Source organism: Muricoccus harenae (genome assembly GCF_009848505.1).
Taxonomy (GTDB): domain Bacteria; phylum Pseudomonadota; class Alphaproteobacteria; order Acetobacterales; family Acetobacteraceae; genus Roseomonas; species Roseomonas harenae.
In genome coordinates this window covers 15,768-35,188 of sequence record NZ_WWDL01000038.1, presented here as the reverse complement: position 1 = coordinate 35,188, position 19,421 = coordinate 15,768, and the positions used below count along the sequence as shown (strand labels likewise).

Sequence of the window (19,421 nt, the reverse complement as noted above, 5' to 3'; positions counted from 1 at the left end):
AGCTGCAGCGCCCGCTGCCGAACCGGATGCTCCAGCCCGCGGTTCCAATCCTGATCTCGGTTGGCATCCCGCCCCCCCTGCGGGGAATGCGGGCGAGGCGGGTGCGGATTGCCTCTCACGCAGACGCTCCGCCGAGGCTGTCTAAACTTTGGGATGGACGCCCAATAGGACCTAAAGGAGGCGCCACGAGGCTGACGAGCCAGCCGGGGGTGACACCCTCCTTACACCCGACTAGAAGGGTGGGATGCCTGCCCACCACAGCCTTCACGTCGCGCTGACAGGCGAGCTGTGCGACTTCGTGTCCCGGCTCGTCGCCTCCGGCCGATACCAGAGCTCGAGCGAGGTGGTCCGCGCCGCCCTGCGCCTGCTCGAACGCGCCGAGGCGGAGCCGATCCTCCCGCGCCAAGCCGATGTTCCCAGCCTTTGCACGAGCGGTGACGATGGACCGCGCGCCGGTTAGCAAGTCCCGTGTTTGCCAGCTGAACCCGGGCCGTCTCGCCGAACTGGTCCTGGAGAGCGCGACGGACTTCGCGATCTTCACGGCTGACCTCGATGGGGTCATCACGAGCTGGAACGGCGCGGCCGAGCGCGTGATGGGCTGGTCCGAGGCCGAGGCGGTTGGCCAGCATGCCTGCATCATCTTTACACCTGAGGATCAGGCGAAGGACGCCTGCGACCTCGAGATGGCGCAGGCGGGGGCCACTGGCTGCGCCACGGACGAGCGCTGGCACCGCCGGAAGGATGGTTCCCGTTTCTGGGGGGCGGGCTCCATGACCCGGCTCGAGGACGAGGCGGGGGAGCATATCGGTTACTGCAAGATCGTCCGGGACCGCACCGAGCGGCACGAGGCCGGTCAGCGGCTCGAAGCTGGCAAGGTGCTGCTGAACAACGTCCTGGAGAGCAATCCTGACTGCCTGAAGCTCCTCGACCTCGACGGGCGGGTGACCTTCATGAACGGCCTCGGCCTGAAGCTGATGGAGATCGCTGACCTTCCGGCTATCAACGGCAGGCCTTGGATATCCCTGTGGCCTCAGAACGAGCAGAGCAAGGTTGAACACGCCCTGGCCGAGGCAAGTGCCGGTCGGGTAGGCCGGTTCCAGGGCTTCTGCCCGACCGCCAAGGGGACGCCGAAGTGGTGGGACGTGCAGGTGACCTCGGTTCCGGGCAGCGAGGGACAGCCCGGGCTGCTGCTGGCTTCCTCCCGTGACGTCACCGAGCTCGAGACGACGCAGTCAGCTCTGCGCCGCAGTGAGGAGCGGCTTCGAACTGCGCTCTCCATATCGACGGTCGGCGTGGTGTTCTGGGGCCCTGGTTTCGGCCTCACGGAGGTGAACGACGCCTTCCTGCGGATGACCGGCTACCGCCGCGAGGAGGTGATCGGCAAAACCTGGCAGGAGCTGACCCCGCCGGAGTTCTACCCGCCATCCCTGAAGGCGGTCGCGGAGGTGACCACCATCGGTGAGGCCACGCCTTACGAAAAGCAATACTTCCGCAAGGATGGCTCGCGCTGGTGGGGGCTTTTCGCACCGCGCAGGGTCGGTGAGGAGGTGGTCGAATTTGTCCTGGACGTCACGGGCCGCCGGGAGGCCGAGCAGGCCCTGCGCGAGAGCGAGGCGCGGTTCCGCCACATGGCTGACAGCGCTCCAGCGCTGATCTGGATGACGGACGAGGCCGGTCAGGTCACGTTCGCCAACATGCATTACGATCACATGTTTGGGCTCCCTGCGGCGGAGATGTTGGGAGACGGTTGGGCCAGCATCGTCCTGCCCGAGGATCTAGAACGGCACACCGCCACCTTCCTCGCGGCCTTCGACGAACGGAGACCATTCCACACGGAGACCCGCGTGCGGGACCGGCATGGCGAGGTTCGGTGGCTGCGCTGTGAGGGCGTGCCGCGCGCAGACGACGCAGGCACCTTCCTCGGCTACACCGGCTGCAACGTGGACATCACCGAAGCCCGTCTCGCGGCCGAGGAGCTGGAGCGCCTGGTTACCGAGCGCACGGCCGAGCTGATGGCGGCCGAGGAGACCCTGCGCCAGTCCCAGAAGCTAGAGGCCGTGGGCCAACTCACAGGCGGAGTGGCACATGACTTCAACAACCTTCTGACGATCATCCAGTCCTCAGCAGATTTGCTCGGCCGCCCGGGCCTCCCGGAGGAGAGGCGGCAGCGCTATGTCGACGCGATCTCGGACACAGCCACCCGGGCAGCGAAGCTTACGGGGCAGCTCCTCGCCTTCGCGCGGCGCCAACCTCTCAAGCCCGAGGTGTTCATCGTGGGTGAGCGGGTGGGGGCCATCACGGATCTCATCCGTCCCCTGGTCGGGGCGCGCATCGCGATCGAGACCGTGATCGCATGCCGGGGCCGCGCCGTAGAGGCCGACCCGAACCAGTTCGAGACGGCCCTGGTCAACCTTACGGTCAATGCTCGTGACGCAATGGACGGCGAGGGCCGCCTGACCCTCAGGACTTGGCTGGCCTCAGAGGTACCTCCGTCCCGTGGTCACAAGGGCACCCGAAGCGAGTTCGTGGCGGTTTCTGTGTCCGATACCGGAGTAGGCATCAAGCCCGAGTTGTTAGGCAGGATTTTCGAGCCCTTCTTCACGACCAAGGAGGTCGGCAAAGGAACGGGTCTCGGCCTCAGCCAGGTTTACGGTTTCGCCAAGCAGTCCGGTGGGGAACTCCATGTCGAGAGTGAGGTGGGGCGGGGTACGACCTTCACGCTGTATCTCCCGCAGGCTCAGGCCAAACCGACGAGCCAGCCCACGGTACCGAGCGCGGGAGCGGGACTGGCTGAACAGGGGCGCAGGAACGTGTTGCTCGTCGAGGACAACACCCAGGTTGGCGAGTTCGCCAAGCAGTTGCTGGAGGATCTCGGCTACACCGCGACATGGGCGCCCAGCGCGCAGGCCGCGTTGCGGATCCTCGAAGAGGATGCAAGCCGTTTTGACGCCGTCTTCTCGGATGTGGTCATGCCCGGCATGAGCGGGGTGGAGCTCGGTCAGGTGATCCGGCGCCGGTGGCCTAAGCTGCGCATTATCCTGACCAGCGGCTATAGCCACGTGCTCGCGAAGGGTGGTGCCCGGGGCTTCGAGCTGCTGCACAAGCCTTATTCGGTTGAGGGCCTGTCAAAGGCGCTGCGGCCGGGCCGGTGACGCAGGGTCATGTCGGAGTGCCAGCCTCGGCTCATCCCAAAGGGACGGGCGAACGTGGGGTGACTGCTGACCCGGCATTGGCGCAACTCGCCTTCGCCGCGTCCACACCGGCGGATTCTGTGCTTGCGCCTCCCATTGCCGCACTGAGGTAAGCCAAGTCCCGCAGGCAACTTCCCGTGGTGACGAAAGCGCTGACCGAACAACCGGCGCTGGCGGCGCAGAAGCCACTGCAGGGAAGCGGCCGGACGCTACACTTCAACACCCAGTGTCGGGCTGGCCGGCTCGCTTAGCTATGGCTACGTTCCAGGCGGCTCAGGCGGCCGGGGCGACGATCACCCAGGCCCAGCCGCGCAGTAGGAACGGACAGGGTCCCCCAGTCGCCCGGCTTCGGATGAACGCCTGCCGCATTGTCGTTCTCAGAAGTACACTCAACATGTTGCGTCTGATTGGCGCCCTAGTGGAGGAGCACTAAGCCTGAGGGGTGCTGGGAAGTCAGAATTCCAAGACAGGCGCTGAGCTATTCCTCGTCGAGCGTAAACCCGACCTTCAGCGTTACCTGATAGTGTGCGACCTTTCCCTCTGCCACCTCGCCACGCACCTGGACCACCTCGAACCACCGGATGTTCCGCACGGTCGCGCTGGCCCTTGCGATTGCGTTCTCAATAGCATCAGAGACACTCTCGCCGGAGGTCCCGACAAGCTCGATAAGCTTGTAGACGTGCTCTGCCATCTAGGCTGCTCCTTCGGCTCATGCCTGCAAGCGGTCGGTAGAGCTCTCCAACTCGCGTAAGACTTCCACCAATTCGCTGGGTTCAAAGGGCTTTGTAAGGGAGCGCTCCCAGGACTTCATGGTTCGCCTGAGCCAGTGCTCATAGTGGCCGCTGATGTACACGATCGCGAGGTCCGAGTTCATCTCGAGTGCGCGTTCGGCGACATCGAAGCCATCCATGCGGGCATGGAGGTTAATATCCGTGACGACAGCCATGCATTCTGGTGTCGAGCTGACCAGCAGGAGCGCCTTGTTCGGACAATCGGCGTCCAGCACCCTTACACCCGCATGCCCGAGCGTATGGACCAGGATCTCACGGACGGCCGAATCGTCCTCGACCAGGATGACCACGCTCATGCCCGGACTCATCATGTTCTGTCGGCAGGAACGCCGCTCGGTGCGGTCAACTAGCGCAGGTTATCAACGTGGCATCAACACAATCGCTGGAGGTCATGGCGATGACTCCCACAGTTGCACCCCAGCCCCACACCCATTCCCCACGATGAACTCGAACCCTGTGTCCACGCAGGAAACGCGGATGGCGCGAAGTTCTTTGCGTGAGGGGTCCGGGTGCCCCGCTCCAACTTCCCAGTGCCGTCCGGTGTACCTTTGCTCTCTTGGCAAGCCGCGTGCGCCGCAGGGCCACCCACCAAGGCCGAGCCTCCGGCGGCTTAGCGACTTCTTATTATTGCGTTATGAAACAGAGCATAAAGGACCCATGCTGCACTGCAAAAATGACTTGCATGACCGGCTCCACAGCCATATTGTGCAGCGCAGCAATTCGGCATTCCCGGGTTGCTGCTTTCTTGGACGTTTCCTCCCTAAACTCGGCGGCGCCTCACGGTGCCGCCTTCTTTTTGCCAATTGGATGAGATCCAGCACGCTTCGCCCGAGCGGGGCGGCTCTCAGGGTGGCGAGGCACCATCCGTGTTCAAAAACCTGTGGAGCAACACCGGTACAAGTTGCCTTCCTTCATGGGATGCCTGCACCGCAGACGCCGACTGGGCTTCCGCTTATGCCCGACAAGCCAAGCTACCCTTGGCGGGCAGACTCCCTCTGCGGCCCGGCGCATCTCGTTTTGCGCCGACGGCGTTATTCTGGATCAAGCCTCTCCCGTTCAGCGTCCTGATCCGAGAGCCTGCGGCACCGGGAGCTCAGGAGAGAATGAAGCGCGTGGTCTCATTTGTCCTCGTACTGGTCCTGGCCTGGGTCCTTGCAGTGGCAGCCCTGTGGTGGTTCCAGGAACGGACATTGTTTCCCGCGGGCGGTGGCGCCCTTGGCGAGCCGATACCGGGCTCCCGCTTCTCTGCCCAGGCGACCAGCACGGCGGATGGGCTGCGCCTGCAGTTCTGGGCCTCCGAGCCCGGGCCCGGGATGCCCGTGATCCTCTACCTGCACGGCAATGGCGGGCATGCCGGGCACCGCGAGCAAGCCATGCGTCCCTTCGCCGCCGCAGGCTATGGTGTCGTGCTGGCCGAGTACCGGGGCTACGGCGGCAACCCCGGCCTGCCAACCGAAAGAGGATTAATCACCGACGCCCGGGCTCAGGCGGATTGGGCGTCGGCGCGCTGGCCGGGCTCGCCCCTCTTGGTTTGGGGTGAGAGCGTCGGTACCGGTGTCGCGGTGGCATTGGCCTCGGAGCGGCAGGTGGCGGGGGTGCTGCTGGACTCCCCCTTCACCTCGGTGCGTCAGCTCGCGGCGGATGCCTTCCGCTGGGCACCTGTTCGGCTGCTCCTGCGCCATCCCTTCGACAGCTTGGCACGCCTGCCACGCGTACGGGCTCCCGTCTTCGTGCTGCATGGCGAGCGAGACGGCATCGTCCCCGTGGAGCACGGCCACAGAATTCTAGCGGAGGCGCCCTGCCCCGCAGGTGGGGCCTTCCTGCCAGAGGTCGGGCATCCGGCGCTGCTGGCGGATCAGGGCACGGTCGCCAGACAGGCGGCCATGGGCTTTCTAACCCGCTTGCGCGCCGAGGCGACCCGTTGCGCGGAGAATGCAGCCGGGTCCCTGGCGGGCTCTTAACGAGAGAAGCCGAGCGGCTACCGCCCGGGGGTCACCACGCGGTCAATCCTCGCCATGTGCGACGTTCAGCATCCAACCGCAAGCCTTGCCGCGGACGGCATTCGGATCGTGGTGCTCGCGCTTACGGTCCGGACGCGGCTATTTTGGTGCCCGCTGCCTCTCCACGAAATCGGCAACACCATCCTGTGCGGCAGCAGCCACGGCCTCGACGGCACCCAGAACCTGGCTGGGCACGAGGTGATGAACCATGTGCCCGGCTCCTTCCACAATCTGGAGGTCACTGCCTCTGATCCTGGCGTGAAGACGTTCCGCCGAGCGCTTGAACACCACCTTGTCGCCGTCCCCAGCCATGATGACCACCGGCATGGACAGGTTCCCATAGCCGCGCCGCAGGCTCAGAGCGCCTGGGATCATCAAGGCCCCGTCCATGGACGTGGCGCGGATCTGTGAAGGCCGCAGCGACATCGCTGGGGAGTATTCCTCGTGGAAGCGGAAGGGAACCTGGGCAGGGGAGAACAGCACCCGCTTCAGCAGCGGTGTCGTCAGCCAGCCAAACAGAGGCGAGACGGTGTAGCGCAGAATGTCTCCGACAACGGGCATCGCTCCGAGGGCTACCAGCAAAACATCTGGACGTAGTGTCCAGAAGTAGTAGCCGGACAGTAGCACGAGGCCTGCCGTTTCGGCCGAATGCCGCTCGGCGAGTGCCAGGGCCACGATGGCTCCCCACGAATGTCCGACCACGATTGGCCGTTCAACGCCCAGTTGGCGGAGCGCCTTGCGAAGCAGATCTGCCTGCTTCTTGGCCGTCCACAGCCGCCTCCGCGGGCGTTCGCTGTAGCCGAAGCCGGGGCGGTCGAAGATGATGACCCGGTGATTCTTCAGCAGCAGCTCGGCGACACCGCTGGTGTTGTAATCATCACCTGTCACCATGTTCCCATGGATCAGGACAACCGGGCTTCCTGTGCCCCGATCACTGTAATGCAGGCGAACTCCATCCACTTCGATGAAGGAGCCTTCGGGTGGGTGCCTGCATTCCGCCCGACGCGCGGCGACGTGGTTGAGCAGGGCAAGCGCACCGAGTGCACCAGCGACCCATGCCAGGGTCCGTCCATGGCGCCGAGCGCCTCCGGATCTGCCGAAGAGGTACATCGTTATCCTTTGATGCGCGGGAAGGTGGTCGACCCACCACGCAATGTGCAGGCTTCCGAACGCGTCGCCCGACCCGTTGTTGCTCTGCAAGACGGGGTAGTGAAGCAGGATGTCTCTTCGGGTGTCCCGCTGAACCGATGAACGAACGCTGCCTTCTATGTATGACCACTTCCCTCGATCTGGCGGGCCCGGTGCCAGAACTCCAGGTCACGGCCTTCAGGCCGCCCCTCCTCCTCCCAGAGGAAGTATGCCCGCAGCTGAATCTGCCTCTCTACGTCAGCTCCTTCATGGGCAGGTGACTCTACCTGCTGTGCACGGGGTTCCTCGGCACCATACTCCCGGTATGCCGCCAGGGCGCGATCCAAATGCTCGTCATCCACCCAGGCGACGACCAGAATGCCGCCCTTTCGGCTACCTTCCTGGTATGCGCGCAGGGCCGCCTCCGGCAATCCGAGTTCGGACAAGGGCGCCTCCTGGGTGTCATCCTGCGCCGAGCGGGCGTCATTTCCCTCGGCATCTGCCGCGTGAACCTGGACTTGCTCCCGCGGAATGGCGAATTCCTGGACCAGGTGCTCAACTACCAGATCCGCCTCGCGACGCCTCCCGAACAGCCCGGTGACGATGCTTGTCATGGCTGACCTCCCTGCCTTGTTGCCATCCCACATAGGGTGCCAAGCCGCCGGGCGCGATGCTTGGCGGAAGACATTTGGGATGGAGTTGTTCCTAGTTGCCGAGGTCTGTCGCCGGGCCTTCCGAGCCCAGGGCGCGTTCGCCGCCCCTCACGGCAACCGGCGGGATGGTGCCGTTCATGCTACTGCTTTGGATCACGGTCGGCGTTCCCGCTTCTTCGATGTTGACCGGACTCACGGCCGGCTCGCCCGCGTTGTGGCGGCAAGGGGCGTACCTTCCCTCCCCTACTGTCTTGCGGTCTTCGCGCCAGGAGGCGGCACTCCGCCCATCCAAGTAGCCGCTAAGGATGGGGTCCGCCCTGGCGATCAGTCTTGCGGCTAGCCACCACGCGTGCGGCAGCGAGCAACGGCGCAACACCTCCGCCGTCGTTGCCACAAATGTCTTGAACGAGTGAAACCCACAATGAAGCCTGGCGCTCCCTGCCTAGCTATCCTCTGGAGCAGAGCATCATGGGCATCATCTGGACTATCATTATTGGCCTGCTGGCGGGCATCGTCGCCAAACTGCTGATGCCGGGTCGCGATCCCGGTGGCTTCATCATCACCACGATCCTCGGCATCATTGGCGCTGTAGTCGCGACCTATCTCGGCCAAGCCCTTGGCTGGTATCGGGCTGATGAAGGAGCCGGCTTTATCGGGGCGGTGGTCGGAGCAATCATCGTGTTGGTGATCTATCGCCTCGTCGTGGGGCGCCGGGCGGCCTGAGGGTCGTCCTCGGAACCTAGACTCACCCCCGGGAAGCGCGCTTCGCGATGGGGCCGGGAATGGGGTTTCTGCTGCAAGAGCTCCGAACGATTCGCCGGTGCAGCCCACTGCACTTTCGCAGCGGGCTGCACCGGGAACTCAGCACTGGATTGCGGCCAGTGGCACCTCGTTCAGCAGCTGGGCGTCACAAAGGACCTGCAAGTACGCCCCCTCCATCACACAATGGAAGAAACGGGCCATGCGGGTCCGGCGCGAAGATCCCGGAGGACCCGTGCAAGGTTCTTGCCGACGCACCCTAGCGCCTCTTCCCAGGGAAGCACGGCGAAGCGGTCGAACTCCGGAATCCAGCCGCCGCCCGACAGGCGCATGAAGGAGGTGCAGCGCAGCGTCGTTGGATCGGGCATCGCATCAGTCCGCCATGCGAAGACGGCGAGGTCCTTGCCCCGCAGATAAGTGTGCACGCCAAGATCAACCAGTTCCGCAGGTACAACGCTCAGACCTGTCTCCTCCCGAAGCTCTCTCGCAGCAGCCTCGGCGAAGGGCTCGCCAGGGAAGGCAACTCCCTTGGGAATGTCCCAGAGAACCGAACGTGTCGCATGGCCGAGGAGTACATGCGGCCCATCACTCACCACGACCCCACAGCTGGTCCGATGTGGTCGGGCGGGCTTCCCAGGCATCGGCCTCTCCGTTCTACCGAGAAAGCGCGGGGCGCGGTGGCGCAGCGGCTTCGCAAGGAATGCTCCCGATCATGCGTGCCGGTGTGTCGCCTGCAGCCGAAGCCGTGGACCGCTCATGGGAGGGTGCTTCCAGGACTCCATGCGTCGTGTGCACATCGGTCTCGCGCTGGGCTGCGGTCGCCCTAGCCCGCGACCAGCACAACCGTTTCTCCCATGACGACCTCCGGTTCCTGATAGGCCAGCTCGGCGAGTTGCTCCCGCATGATGGACAGGACCTCCTCATGCGCACCCACCGCGTTCTCTCGCCGGTCGAAGAGGGTGAAGGAGATGGCCTGGTTGGGATCCTCCTCGTCCCGGAAGGCATAGAAGCCGCGAAATCCCTCCGCCTGGGTGATGGCGGGAAGCGTGTGCTCGCTCACCAGTGAGTGCATGGTTTCGGTCTGCCCGGGAAGGCCCTGGTAGTGCCGGATCACGGCGAACAAGGCGTCGTGGCGATCCTTCTGCTGTTCCTGCGGCTCCGGAACCGCTTGAAAGGCGGCCTCCCCGCCCAGCACCTCTGGCGCCCCCGCCACGAGGTCCCGCATATGCACCCCGCTCCATTCACGGATGCGGCCATCCGCCTCCCTGGCACTTTCGCCATCGTCGAAGATGCTGACGGAGCATGCGGCATCGCCCTGCTCGGCCACGAAAACGCAGTAGCCCCGGAACCCAGGCCTTCCTTGGACTAACGGCACCACATGATCGCGAATGCGCAGAGCGAGGTCCTTCCCGGACCCCGCCAGGTGGCTCTTGCTGATCATGACATGCACGGCCATCGCCTCCCGCATCTCCTGCCCGCCGGCGGAGGTCGGCCCTCCTGGCGCACCGAGCGGGCAGCAAGGGCCCCGCCCCCGGAGGCAGCTGCCGGAATGAACGAGCGTTTGGCAATTGGGGTTGCGCCCTGCCTCACCCAGTGAGCAAACGGGACGACTCCTGCAGGCGTGGTGGCCCCAGCGCCCCTGCCTCGAACCTCCATTGGGGCCGCGGCAGCCGTCCCAGCCCCACGCCAGATTTGCGCGCATCTCGCGCCCTCCGACGAGGATCTCGCCGAGGCTCAGAAGCAGGTATTGTTGAGGTGAGGATCCCAATCGCCGGACTTCTATGGCTGATGGAAACCGGACATGCGCAGGAGCCGCGCTGACAGATTCTCCAGCGGATTTTCCGGCCCCTGACGAGCGACCACATCCTATCAATTAGCGGCTGTGTATCCCCAGGTTTTGCCGCCGGCCTAGGCGCCGTCCGAAACACCGGCACAGGTGACACCACTCCCGACATTGTTACTGGAGCATTTAACACGCGATACCACAGACGCTTCAGCCAAGTCGTATCCCGCATCGCGCGAGGGTAGATCAGGGAGGACATCCAGTGCTCGAACTGAAGAAGCAACCTGAAAAACCAGTCCGCGAACGGATCGACATTACCGACGATTACGACATCCGGGAGTGGGCCAAAAGGCTTGGGGTGACCGAACTTGATGTCGCAATCGCGGTCCGTCACGCAGGACCACGGGTGGCGGATGTAGCCATGGCGCTGGGCCTACCTCGGCCCTGAAACGGCACGCGCTAGATGGTAGCGGTTCGCTCTGCTCGCATGCAAGGCGACTGGTGAGCGTACCGCGAAAGCAGGGTTTGATCATCATTTACGTCGGGTGGCTCTTCGCCGCTCAGCGGGTCTACCAGATAATCATGGGCTCCTAGCCACCGGCCTCTGTCAGCGAACTGCTCCAGCCTGCCTCACAACCACCAAGGGCTGGAAGTCATCATGCTGAGGAATGCCGTCAGCTTCCTCTTCGCTGTCCTGGTGCTTACCCCTACCCCTTGCTCCTCGACCGGGATGTGGGCCTGCGCGTGGCCACCCGATCCTCCGTTAGAGCCGCTGCGATCAATCCACTTGTCATGGCTGTCTGACGCCTGATCGTAGCCGCCTGCCTTGGAGGAAGTCAGCCCAGCCTATCGAGAAAGCCGAGGAAATAGGCGAGAGTCACGGCAGCGAGAATGCAAAGCAATAGCCCCGCCGCGATGATGGCGCGATTGCGGAGACGCGGCCTTTCACCGGTGCCCATCACGCCACACGGCTGCGGCCATGCCTCCCAAGGACTTGGCCGAGACGTTGTTGCGCCGGACCACCAGCCTGCCTTCGCCATAATCAGCCACGTCCCGCCTCCAGGAATTCCTCTCGCGTGAACAGGGTGTAGTCGGCCTCGAGCACCATGATGCCGACAAAGACCAGAACAAGGAGCGGGGGAAGCAGGATGGCATAGGCGAGCGCCAGCCGCTCCCAGGCCATATGCATAAAGACCGCCGTGATCAGCCCCGCCTTCAACATCATGAAGAGCAGGATGAGCGACCAGCGGAGATATCCCTGCAGCTGAAAGAAATCCACCAAGTAGGAGAAGGTGCTGAGGATGAACAACCACACCCAGACCACAACGTAGAGCCTGAGCGGATGCTGCTGTTGCCCCGCATGTGCCGCTGCTTCAGCCACTGATCCCTCCTACCAAAGATAGAAGAAGGCAAAGATGAAGACCCACACCAAATCGACAAAGTGCCAGTAAAGCCCCGTGATCTCGACGATCTCATAACGCCCTTTCCTGCTGGTGAAGAAGCCTCGCCTGCCGTCGTCGAAGTCGCCGCGCCAGACCTTCCTTGCGACAATCACCAGGAAGATGACGCCGAAGGTCACATGCGTGCCGTGGAAACCGGTGATCATGAAGAAGCTGGAGCCGAACTGAGCAGCGCCCCAGGGATTCTCCCAGGGGCGGACCCCTTCATGGATCAGCTTGCTCCATTCGAAGGCCTGCATCCCGACGAAGGAGGCGCCGAGTGCGGCGGTGAGTAGCATCAGAAGCGCGGTCCTGCGACGGTCCCGGCGATACGCATAGTTCACCGCCATCGCCATGGTCCCGCTGCTGGTGATGAGCACGAAAGTCATAATGGCGATCAGGATGAGCGGGAGATGCACGCCACCGATCTCCAGGGCAAAGACCTCGCTAGGGTTTGGCCACGGCACGACAGTCGACATCCGCACGGTCATGTAGGAGAGAAGGAAGCAGCCAAAGATGAAGGTGTCACTCAGGAGGAAGATCCACATCATGGCCTTCCCCCAGGAGACATCCTTGAATGACTGCTGGTCCGAGGACCAGTCAGCCACCACGCCCCGCCAGCCCGCGCTTCGGGCTGTTGAATCCTGCGCCTGCATGGGGGCCGTGTCCGGCATGGGAGGGATCCCTATCTGAACGGTGCGGTGCAGATCGCGTAGAGCCAGCTAAAGGACGGAGCGAAGGCCAGCAGGCTGAAGAGCACGAGCCAAGCGACGAGCAGGAAATGCCAATAGGTCGTGCAGAGATCCACGCTCAGACGCAGTCTCCCGATTGCGGCTCCCCGTCGCAGCCACATGCCCGCTCGCGCGAGCGCCACCAGCCCACCCAGGACATGGAGCGCATGCGCGGCCGTGATAATGTAGAAGAACGCGTTGGCTGGATTGCTCGTCAGCAAATATCCGGCATTCGCCATCTCCCGCCAAGCCATGAGCTGGCCCAACAGGAAGACAATCGCGCTGGTCCCGCCGAACACCAGCCCATCCTGAACGGCCTGGATGTCACCCCTACCCGCCGCCGATCTGGCCCATTGCAGGGCGAGGCTGCTGACGATGAGCACCCCCGTATTGACCCAGAGCAAGCCGGGTTGCGGCGGCGGACGCCAGTCCGCCATCTCCATGCGGATGGAATAGGCGCTGACCAGGAGCACGAGGAAGCCCGTCGCCACGGTGATGAAGACACGCAGTCCCATTCTCGCAGCGGGCACCGGCGGCGCGCTGGCCATTGCGGGTGCCGCGGATTCTAGCCAAGGCTTGCTCGTCAGTCCTTGCCGGAAAAGCCATATGCCGGCGATCACGGCGACGGCCGCCAGGAACAGCAGGGTGAAAATCATGTCGCTTGCCCCGTCGCCGCCCGCGTCGGGGCAGGCATGGGCTCGTTCTGGGGCACATAGTCCCGTGCGGCGCCTGGAACGCTGTAGTCATAAGCCCAGCGATAAACTACCGGCAACTCCTTGCCCCAGTTGCCATGGCCGGGCGGGGTTTCTGGCGTCTGCCACTCGAGTGTCGTTGCGTTCCAGGGATTGCTGCCTGCCTCCCGCCCCCTTCTCAGGCTCCAGAATAGGTTGAAGAGGAAGACGATCTGCGCAAAGCCAACCACAAAGGCAACAAGGCTGATGAAGGCGTTCAGGGTGGCGGTGGAGGGGGGCACGAAGGCCATTTCGCCGAGGTCATGGTAGCGGCGCGGCACTCCGAGCAGGCCGAGATAGTGCATCGGAAAAAAGATTGCATAGGCTCCGAGGAAGGTGACCCAGAAGTGGATCCTTCCCATCCCCTCGTTCAGCATCCGGCCGGTGACCTTCGGATACCAATGATAGATGCCCCCGAAGATGACGAGGATCGGCGCCACGCCCATCACCATGTGGAAATGCGCCACGACGAACAGCGTATCCGACAGAGGAACGTCCACCACGACGTTGCCCAGGAAGAGGCCAGTAAGACCTCCGTTCACGAACGTAACAATGAAGCCGAGGGCGAAGAGCATCGGGACGGTGAGATGGATGTCCCCGCGCCAAAGGGTCAGTAGCCAGTTATAGACCTTGATGGCCGTGGGGATCGCGATGATGAGGGTAGTAGTCGCGAAGAAGAACCCGAAATACGGATGCATCCCGCTGACATACATATGGTGCGCCCAGACCACGAAGCTGAGCGCGCCAATCGCCACGATGGCCCACACCATCATGCGATAGCCGAAGATGTTCCGCCTCGCATGGACGCTGATCAGGTCGGAGACGATTCCAAAGGCTGGGAGGGCGACGATATAGACCTCCGGATGCCCGAAGAACCAGAACAGGTGCTGCCACAGGATTGGGCTTCCGCCGCCATGCTCCCGAAGCTGTCCAAGCTCCACCAAGGCGGGCATGAAAAAGCTGGTCCCAAGGAGGCGGTCGAAGAGCATCATCACCGCGCCGACGAAAAGTGCAGGAAAGGCCAACAGAGCCATCACCGTCGCTGTGAAAATTCCCCATACGGTGAGCGGCATCCGCATCAGCGTCATTCCCCTCGTACGGGCCTGCAGCACCGTGACGACATAGTTCAGCCCGCCCATGGTGAAGCCGATGATGAACAGCATCAGCGACACGAGCATGAGGATGATGCCCCAGTCCTGTCCTGGCGTACCAGAGAGGATGGCTTGCGGAGGGTAGAGGGTCCATCCGGCACCGGTTGGCCCGCCGGGCGCAAAGAAGCTTGCTACGAGGACCACAACCGCCAGCAGATAGGTCCAGTAGCTCAGCATGTTGGCATAGGGGAAGACCATGTCCCGTGCGCCGAGCATCAACGGGATGAGGTAGTTGCCGAAGCCGCCGAGAAGGACAGCGGTGAGCAGATAAACCACCATGATCATGCCATGCATGGTGATGAACTGGTAGTAGGTCGCAGGGTCGATGAAGGAAAGCACGCCGGGAAAGCCGAGCTGCACACGCATCAACCAGGACAGAACCAGAGCGACAGTTCCAATCGCCAATGCCGTGACAGTGTACTGAATGCCGATGATCTTGGCATCCTGGCTAAAGACATACTTCGTCAGCCAGCTGTGTGGATGGTAGAGCTCGGCCTCAGCCACGTCAGAGGCGGGGATGACCTCCTGCACACCGGGCGCTGCACTGCTCATTGAACTCTCCTCCCGCTTCGTGTGCGTGTATGGAAGACTCCTTAGTCGTGCCGCTCATCCTCGCCGAAATATGCAAGTGTCGGCCGCGCCTCTTTATCTTCCTGATACCTCCAGTTCAGCAAAGGCTCTTTGCTGGCTTAGCCAAGCCCGGTGCTCGACCTCGGTCTCCACGAGGACCCTGCTGCGCATCACCGAATGGCCCGTTCCACACATCTCGGCGCATAACACCTCGAATGTGCCGGTTCGGGTCGGGGTAAACCAAAAATACGTTACGGAACCTGGTATCATGTCCATCTTCGCGCGGAACTCGGGAACGTAGAAGTCATGCAGGACGTCAATGGAACGAAGCCGCACCTTTACGGGCTTTCCTATCGGCAAATGCAGGTCGTCATTGTCGATGACGACATCATCGCGCCCGTTTGGATCGTCCGGATTGAGGCCCAGGGGGTTATCAGCGGTGACGTATCGTACATCCGAAAGGCCCAAGCGGCCATCTGGACCAGGCAGGCGGTAGCTCCAGCGCCACTGCTGCCCAACGATCTCGATCTCCGAGGATCCTGGCGGAACCGTCACGAACTGGCTCCAGACAAAAAGCCCCGGCGCCAGCATGGCGGCCACACCCACAGCGGTTACAACAGTGAGCCATGACTCCAGCCGCTTGTTCTCTGGTTCGTACATGGCGCGTAGTCCGGGTCGGTGTCGGAAGCGGTACACGCAGTAGGCCATGAACAGGACCACAGCTGCGAACACGAAGCCGGTGATCCAGAAGGTGATGGTGATCGTGTTGTCGATGTAGTGCCAGTTCGAGGCGATGGGTGTCCACCACCATGGGCTGACCAAGTGGAAGGCCACCGAGCCGACGACCACAAGCACCATAATCAGCGCGACCACCATCCCTGACCCATCCTTGCCTTCAGAGGCGGCGGATCCGAATTAGCAAAGGGATCGAGCACTCACCTCTGATACGCTCGGTGCAACGCGTCGCGGTGGAACTACGGCCAATCCCCCTCCGTCCGATCGGAACAAAGCAGTAGCATGGCCCGGATGGCTTCTGCGGGGATCACCAGTCGGTTCGCCTGGCGATCTTGCTCGCACCGGTCCGGCTGATCCTCAATCAACCGAACTGCCTGCGGGTCGCATGCAGCCTCGTCCGAACATGACGGGGATGAAGATTAGGCTCTTATATCGATATCGCACCGCTTGCATGTATGTCAACGAGATTGAAGCTGCGGCCCATGATTGGGCGATCGACCCCTAACGGGGGCGTTTCATGGCGGACCGACCATGGGCCGACGTCTTGAGATGAGGAGCCGTGAACATTGTTTTGCTTCCCAAGCGTTCGAGGCCGGGCATAAGATGGATGCAGCAGGCCGGAGCTTGGCACATGCTCAAATTCGTATCGGCGTCGGCGATTCTCTTGGCCTTAGGGACAATGGCCTCCGCGCAGCAAGCCGGCGGAGATGTGTCGGCCGGCCAGCGGGTCTTTGGACAGTGCAGAGCCTGCCACGCGCTTGACCGTAACCTTGTTGGACCTCACCTGCGAGGCGTTGTCGGCCGGCCTGCCGGATCATTGGACGGCTTCCGCTACTCCACCAGCATGAGGCAGAAGGCGGAGGGAGGGCTGGTCTGGTCCGAAGATACCCTTCGCGCCTACATCCGAAACCCGAAGGAGGTGGTTCCAGGCGGATCCATGGCTTTCGCTGGACTGCGGAACGAGCAGCAGCTGAATGATTTGTTGGCTTATCTGCGAGAACAGAAATAACGCGAGCACTACCTGGGCGCTTTGAGTTGCTGGGCGGCGGGAAATAGCGCCTACCATGGGGCCGTCGGACGGGTGCTTCGAGGTAGGCGAACAGGCAACTGATGACGATCTGACGCACGGCGGGCAGGCCGGGTGATGCCGCGGCCCTTGGGGTGCGGATTGACCTTTTCCCGTCTCGTCCGACGGTGCTGGGGGAGACGGAGGTGCTGCAGCAGATAAACCTCCTGCGCATCCTGCTAGACGTCGTGGCGCTGCAGAGGTCGCAGGCGGCCGAACTCTAAGCCACCCCCTGCCCTTTTCCGGCTGCATCGCGGTAGTTTCGCTTCTTACCCGCTCACAATGATGCGGTGCCTGCGCATCGTTGGTTTGGCAGTTGCCTCGTGGAGGTCAGCACCGACGAGCCGTGAGCTTCTGATCAACCTCAGGGAGGCAGCCGCCTTCAACGGCCAGTGAGCCCGGTCTGACCGGCCACTGCCGCTGGGTGCGGGCGGAAAAACCGGTGCCGCGGCCGCGACCATGCTGAGGAATCTTCTCCCGGCCGAGGCGGCGCGGTTCAGCACGCTCGCAGCAGAGGGCGAGCGGCTGTGGCGCGAGGCCGGGCCCACGGCGACGGCTCAGCCGGCCCTGGAGCGGCACCATCCCCGACGGGCGCAACCGCTGGGCTGGGAACCGACCTGCGGCGCCCAGCATCGCCTCCTGGCGCCCAGGGTGCCATCTTCGAACGGCGTCTTGCGCTCACCCAGCCCATCCCAGCTTTCCTTCGGCGCATTCCTGCCGGTCGGCAGCCGCAACCTCTGTGCTCGGGGCTCTCTTCCCCAACGACGCACCCACTTTCGGGACATGCTCAGCCAGGCCGGCGAGGCTCGGCTCGCTACGGGCTACACTTCCGCTTCGGCCGCGAGGCCGGCGAGGAGATTGGCCGGCGCATCGCGGCATTGGCCTTACCCGGGCTCCGTCCGTCGCTTGGCTAGGGTACGTAGCCCCGACCACCCTAAGCTGGCCCGTCCAGCCAAGCTAGGCCGTCTCAACTTGATGATGCCCTTCAAACCTCCTGCTGGAAGGGAGCGGCCGAGATCTTTGACCCGTAGGGAAAGTATGGTGGGTGCTCACCAACGGCTCTCATGTCGATCTCGACAATCGTCGGCCCCTGCACCGCCATTGCTTCAGAAACGGCCGCTCCAAAGTTCCCTGGCTCCGATACGCGCCAGAACGGCAGGCCGGCAAGGCGGGCCAGTTCCGCCAAGTCCGGCGACAGGAGCGTGTCGAACCTACGCCGGCCGCCGACAGCCTTGTCCTGGATGTGTCGGATGACGCCGTATCCACCGTCATTCGCGACGATGACCACGACCTCCAGCCTCTCCTGAACGATGGTCCAGAGTTCAGCGATGCTGAGCGCGAATCCTCCATCGCCAATCAGAACCACTGTCTTGCGATCGCCCGGGCTGAGCGCTGCACCGATGCCGAGGCACATGCCTTGGCCGATACCGGCGCCGATGGGATAGATATTCGTCGTCGGATCGTACAGCTGCAGCAACCGGTTACCCCAGGTGCTATTGTTGATGGTGACGTCTCGAGCCCAGATCGCGTCCCTCGGCATCACCGCACGGAGTTGATCGGCAAAGGTGCCATACGGGCCGAGCGATGCCTTGAACGCTGCCCTGGCCCGGTCCTTGAGCTTGACGAATTCGCCGCGGAAGCCGGCCTCAACGGCTGTACGGCCGCCAAGACGCATAACCAGTTCTTCCAGCACAAGGCGCGCATCGCCGTGCACGAAACCGATGTTCGGGTAGGTTCGACCATCGGCGCGCGGATCCGCGTCGATCTGGAGCAGCCGTTTCGGAAGCGCCGCCGAGAAGTCCTGCGTCTCATGACCCCTTAGCCGCGATCCTACGACCAGCATCAGGTCCACGGTTTCGTAGAAATCCTCGATGATCGCGTTTCCGCCGCCGTTCAGGGCTCCGAGGTTCATCGGGTGGTCCTCGGGCACGACGCCTCGCCCCGCCCAACTCGTCACCATCCCGAAGCCGGCGTCGAGCAGCGCACGCGCCGGTTCGCCAGCATGCATTGCGCCTCGGCCTAACCAGAGCATAGGCCGCTTCGCCAAGGCAACATGCCTGACGAGGGCGTCGACTTCAGCCTCCGATGGGTGGAGCGGTGGAAAGTTTGGCAGGGTGTAGTGATCGAGACCGGCAGGTCGCGGTACGGGGCTACGCTGGATGTCGGTCGGCACCTCGATGGTGACCGGTCCCTGGGGGACGCTCAAGGCGTCCGCCACCGCCTGACGCAGGATGGCAAAGACATCAGCTGCGTTGCGGGCGGTGTAGGCAGACTTTCCGGCAGCCGCCATCAGACCACGCTGGTCCGGTATGTCGTGGACCGTGCCCATCCCGCGCTCGGCAAACTTCGTCGCCGTCTGTCCAGTGATGTGAAGAACAGGTGAGCTAGCAAAGCGCGCCTCGACGAGCCCGCCGACTGCGTTCGCGGCTCCTGGCCCGGTGCTTGTGAAGAGGATGCCCATCTTGCCCGAGGCGCGGGCATAACCGTCGGCCATGTGGCTTGCGCCCAGCTCGCCACGGGCCATGACAAAGCGGATGCGGTTACTCCGCCCGATCGCATCGAGCATCGGAATATTGTGTACAGACACGATGCCGAAGATGGTATCGGCATCGCACCGCTCCAGGAACTCGGCGATGAGGTCGCTAACGGTATATGGGCTGGACATGGGTCATTGATCCAAGCGGCGGCGCGAG

At 63.3% G+C, this 19,421-nt stretch carries 19 protein-coding genes; 7 read left to right on the top strand and 12 right to left on the bottom strand.

Annotation, left to right across the window (positions count from 1 at the left end; all coding sequences use genetic code 11):
* Positions 1–244 precede the first annotated feature (244 nt).
* Positions 245–460 carry a type II toxin-antitoxin system ParD family antitoxin gene (locus tag GSE44_RS21725; RefSeq protein WP_159350937.1) on the top strand — a complete coding sequence of 72 codons (216 nt, stop codon included), beginning with the start codon at positions 245–247 and terminating at the stop codon, positions 458–460.
* Positions 441–3,152: a hybrid sensor histidine kinase/response regulator gene (locus GSE44_RS21720; RefSeq protein WP_159350936.1), complete on the top strand. Its 2,712-nt coding sequence runs from the start codon at positions 441–443 to the stop codon at positions 3,150–3,152. Before GSE44_RS21725 ends, GSE44_RS21720 begins: the two co-directional genes overlap by 20 nt.
* Positions 3,153–3,669: 517 nt before the next feature.
* Here the strand turns inward: GSE44_RS21720 and GSE44_RS21715 are convergent.
* The gene (locus GSE44_RS21715; protein ID WP_159350935.1) at positions 3,670–3,882 is read right to left on the bottom strand and encodes a dodecin; all 213 of its coding nucleotides are present in this window, start codon (positions 3,880–3,882) and stop codon (positions 3,670–3,672) included.
* A gap of 18 nt (positions 3,883–3,900) precedes the next feature.
* The gene (locus GSE44_RS21710; protein WP_159350934.1) at positions 3,901–4,278 is read right to left on the bottom strand and encodes a response regulator; all 378 of its coding nucleotides are present in this window, start codon (positions 4,276–4,278) and stop codon (positions 3,901–3,903) included.
* Positions 4,279–5,085: 807 nt separating this feature from the next.
* On the opposite strand from GSE44_RS21710, the gene GSE44_RS21705 reads away from it, so the two are divergent.
* Complete coding sequence (locus tag GSE44_RS21705) at positions 5,086–5,943, top strand: alpha/beta hydrolase (RefSeq protein ID WP_159350933.1); 858 nt, start codon at positions 5,086–5,088, stop codon at positions 5,941–5,943.
* 138 nt (positions 5,944–6,081) lie between these two features.
* On the opposite strand, the gene GSE44_RS21700 is transcribed toward GSE44_RS21705, so the two are convergent.
* Together GSE44_RS21700 and GSE44_RS21695 are read right to left on the bottom strand one after the other, a co-directional pair.
* Positions 6,082–7,092: an alpha/beta fold hydrolase gene (locus GSE44_RS21700; RefSeq protein ID WP_159350932.1), complete on the bottom strand. Its 1,011-nt coding sequence runs from the start codon at positions 7,090–7,092 to the stop codon at positions 6,082–6,084.
* A 155-nt stretch (positions 7,093–7,247) separates the two neighbouring features.
* Positions 7,248–7,724 (bottom strand): DUF2934 domain-containing protein, encoded by a 477-nt coding sequence (locus tag GSE44_RS21695; protein ID WP_159350931.1) that lies wholly within the window; start codon positions 7,722–7,724, stop codon positions 7,248–7,250.
* A gap of 507 nt (positions 7,725–8,231) precedes the next feature.
* On the opposite strand from GSE44_RS21695, the gene GSE44_RS21690 reads away from it, so the two are divergent.
* Positions 8,232–8,486, top strand: a complete 255-nt coding sequence (locus GSE44_RS21690; RefSeq protein WP_159350930.1) for a GlsB/YeaQ/YmgE family stress response membrane protein — start codon at positions 8,232–8,234, stop codon at positions 8,484–8,486.
* Positions 8,487–8,701: 215 nt separating this feature from the next.
* Here GSE44_RS21690 and GSE44_RS21685 read toward each other — a convergent pair whose 3' ends face one another.
* Both GSE44_RS21685 and GSE44_RS21680 read right to left on the bottom strand, forming a co-directional pair.
* Complete coding sequence (locus GSE44_RS21685) at positions 8,702–9,163, bottom strand: NUDIX hydrolase (protein ID WP_159350929.1); 462 nt, start codon at positions 9,161–9,163, stop codon at positions 8,702–8,704.
* Between the two features lie 182 nt (positions 9,164–9,345).
* Positions 9,346–9,978: an antibiotic biosynthesis monooxygenase gene (locus GSE44_RS21680; RefSeq protein WP_235925049.1), complete on the bottom strand. Its 633-nt coding sequence runs from the start codon at positions 9,976–9,978 to the stop codon at positions 9,346–9,348.
* A 589-nt stretch (positions 9,979–10,567) separates the two neighbouring features.
* Here GSE44_RS21680 and GSE44_RS21675 point away from each other — a divergent pair.
* Complete coding sequence (locus GSE44_RS21675) at positions 10,568–10,753, top strand: DUF3606 domain-containing protein (protein WP_159350927.1); 186 nt, start codon at positions 10,568–10,570, stop codon at positions 10,751–10,753.
* Between the two features lie 594 nt (positions 10,754–11,347).
* Here the strand turns inward: GSE44_RS21675 and GSE44_RS21670 are convergent.
* The 5 genes from GSE44_RS21670 to GSE44_RS21650 all read right to left on the bottom strand — a co-directional run bounded on the left by GSE44_RS21670 (position 11,348) and on the right by GSE44_RS21650 (position 15,803).
* On the bottom strand, positions 11,348–11,686 hold the full coding sequence (locus GSE44_RS21670) for a cytochrome C oxidase subunit IV family protein (protein ID WP_159350926.1): 339 nt from the start codon (positions 11,684–11,686) through the stop codon (positions 11,348–11,350).
* A 9-nt stretch (positions 11,687–11,695) separates the two neighbouring features.
* Positions 11,696–12,400 (bottom strand): heme-copper oxidase subunit III family protein, encoded by a 705-nt coding sequence (locus GSE44_RS21665; protein ID WP_235925048.1) that lies wholly within the window; start codon positions 12,398–12,400, stop codon positions 11,696–11,698.
* Between the two features lie 29 nt (positions 12,401–12,429).
* Positions 12,430–13,131: a cytochrome c oxidase subunit 3 gene (locus GSE44_RS21660; protein ID WP_159350924.1), complete on the bottom strand. Its 702-nt coding sequence runs from the start codon at positions 13,129–13,131 to the stop codon at positions 12,430–12,432.
* Positions 13,128–14,909, bottom strand: a complete 1,782-nt coding sequence (ctaD, locus tag GSE44_RS21655) for a cytochrome c oxidase subunit I (RefSeq protein WP_159350923.1) — start codon at positions 14,907–14,909, stop codon at positions 13,128–13,130. Before ctaD ends, GSE44_RS21660 begins: the two co-directional genes overlap by 4 nt.
* Before the next feature lie 93 nt (positions 14,910–15,002).
* A complete protein-coding gene (locus tag GSE44_RS21650; RefSeq protein WP_159350922.1) occupies positions 15,003–15,803 on the bottom strand; it encodes a cytochrome c oxidase subunit II in 801 nt (266 codons plus the stop codon).
* 466 nt (positions 15,804–16,269) lie between these two features.
* Here GSE44_RS21650 and GSE44_RS21645 point away from each other — a divergent pair, with 466 nt between their 5' ends.
* Both GSE44_RS21645 and GSE44_RS26330 read left to right on the top strand, forming a co-directional pair.
* Positions 16,270–16,671, top strand: a complete 402-nt coding sequence (locus GSE44_RS21645; protein WP_328799100.1) for a c-type cytochrome — start codon at positions 16,270–16,272, stop codon at positions 16,669–16,671.
* A 152-nt stretch (positions 16,672–16,823) separates the two neighbouring features.
* On the top strand, positions 16,824–16,952 hold the full coding sequence (locus tag GSE44_RS26330) for a hypothetical protein (RefSeq protein ID WP_268893684.1): 129 nt from the start codon (positions 16,824–16,826) through the stop codon (positions 16,950–16,952).
* Positions 16,953–17,713: 761 nt separating this feature from the next.
* On the opposite strand, the gene GSE44_RS21640 is transcribed toward GSE44_RS26330, so the two are convergent.
* Positions 17,714–19,393 (bottom strand): thiamine pyrophosphate-binding protein, encoded by a 1,680-nt coding sequence (locus GSE44_RS21640; protein ID WP_159350920.1) that lies wholly within the window; start codon positions 19,391–19,393, stop codon positions 17,714–17,716.
* Positions 19,394–19,421 lie beyond the last annotated feature (28 nt).

What these genes read in the sequence shown, in the direction of transcription:
- GSE44_RS21725 (WP_159350937.1), top strand. Translation starts at nt 245, where the DNA reads ATGCCTGCCCACCACAGCCTTCACGTCGCGCTGACAGGCGAGCTGTGC.
- GSE44_RS21720 (WP_159350936.1), top strand. Translation starts at nt 441, where the DNA reads ATGGACCGCGCGCCGGTTAGCAAGTCCCGTGTTTGCCAGCTGAACCCG.
- GSE44_RS21715 (WP_159350935.1), bottom strand. Translation starts at nt 3,882, where the DNA reads ATGGCAGAGCACGTCTACAAGCTTATCGAGCTTGTCGGGACCTCCGGC.
- GSE44_RS21710 (WP_159350934.1), bottom strand. Translation starts at nt 4,278, where the DNA reads ATGAGCGTGGTCATCCTGGTCGAGGACGATTCGGCCGTCCGTGAGATC.
- GSE44_RS21705 (WP_159350933.1), top strand. Translation starts at nt 5,086, where the DNA reads ATGAAGCGCGTGGTCTCATTTGTCCTCGTACTGGTCCTGGCCTGGGTC.
- GSE44_RS21700 (WP_159350932.1), bottom strand. Translation starts at nt 7,092, where the DNA reads ATGTACCTCTTCGGCAGATCCGGAGGCGCTCGGCGCCATGGACGGACC.
- GSE44_RS21695 (WP_159350931.1), bottom strand. Translation starts at nt 7,724, where the DNA reads ATGACAAGCATCGTCACCGGGCTGTTCGGGAGGCGTCGCGAGGCGGAT.
- GSE44_RS21690 (WP_159350930.1), top strand. Translation starts at nt 8,232, where the DNA reads ATGGGCATCATCTGGACTATCATTATTGGCCTGCTGGCGGGCATCGTC.
- GSE44_RS21685 (WP_159350929.1), bottom strand. Translation starts at nt 9,163, where the DNA reads ATGCCTGGGAAGCCCGCCCGACCACATCGGACCAGCTGTGGGGTCGTG.
- GSE44_RS21680 (WP_235925049.1), bottom strand. Translation starts at nt 9,978, where the DNA reads ATGGCCGTGCATGTCATGATCAGCAAGAGCCACCTGGCGGGGTCCGGG.
- GSE44_RS21665 (WP_235925048.1), bottom strand. Translation starts at nt 12,400, where the DNA reads ATGCAGGCGCAGGATTCAACAGCCCGAAGCGCGGGCTGGCGGGGCGTG.
- GSE44_RS21660 (WP_159350924.1), bottom strand. Translation starts at nt 13,131, where the DNA reads ATGATTTTCACCCTGCTGTTCCTGGCGGCCGTCGCCGTGATCGCCGGC.
- ctaD (WP_159350923.1), bottom strand. Translation starts at nt 14,909, where the DNA reads ATGAGCAGTGCAGCGCCCGGTGTGCAGGAGGTCATCCCCGCCTCTGAC.
- GSE44_RS21650 (WP_159350922.1), bottom strand. Translation starts at nt 15,803, where the DNA reads ATGGTGGTCGCGCTGATTATGGTGCTTGTGGTCGTCGGCTCGGTGGCC.
- GSE44_RS21645 (WP_328799100.1), top strand. Translation starts at nt 16,270, where the DNA reads ATGCAGCAGGCCGGAGCTTGGCACATGCTCAAATTCGTATCGGCGTCG.
- GSE44_RS21640 (WP_159350920.1), bottom strand. Translation starts at nt 19,393, where the DNA reads ATGTCCAGCCCATATACCGTTAGCGACCTCATCGCCGAGTTCCTGGAG.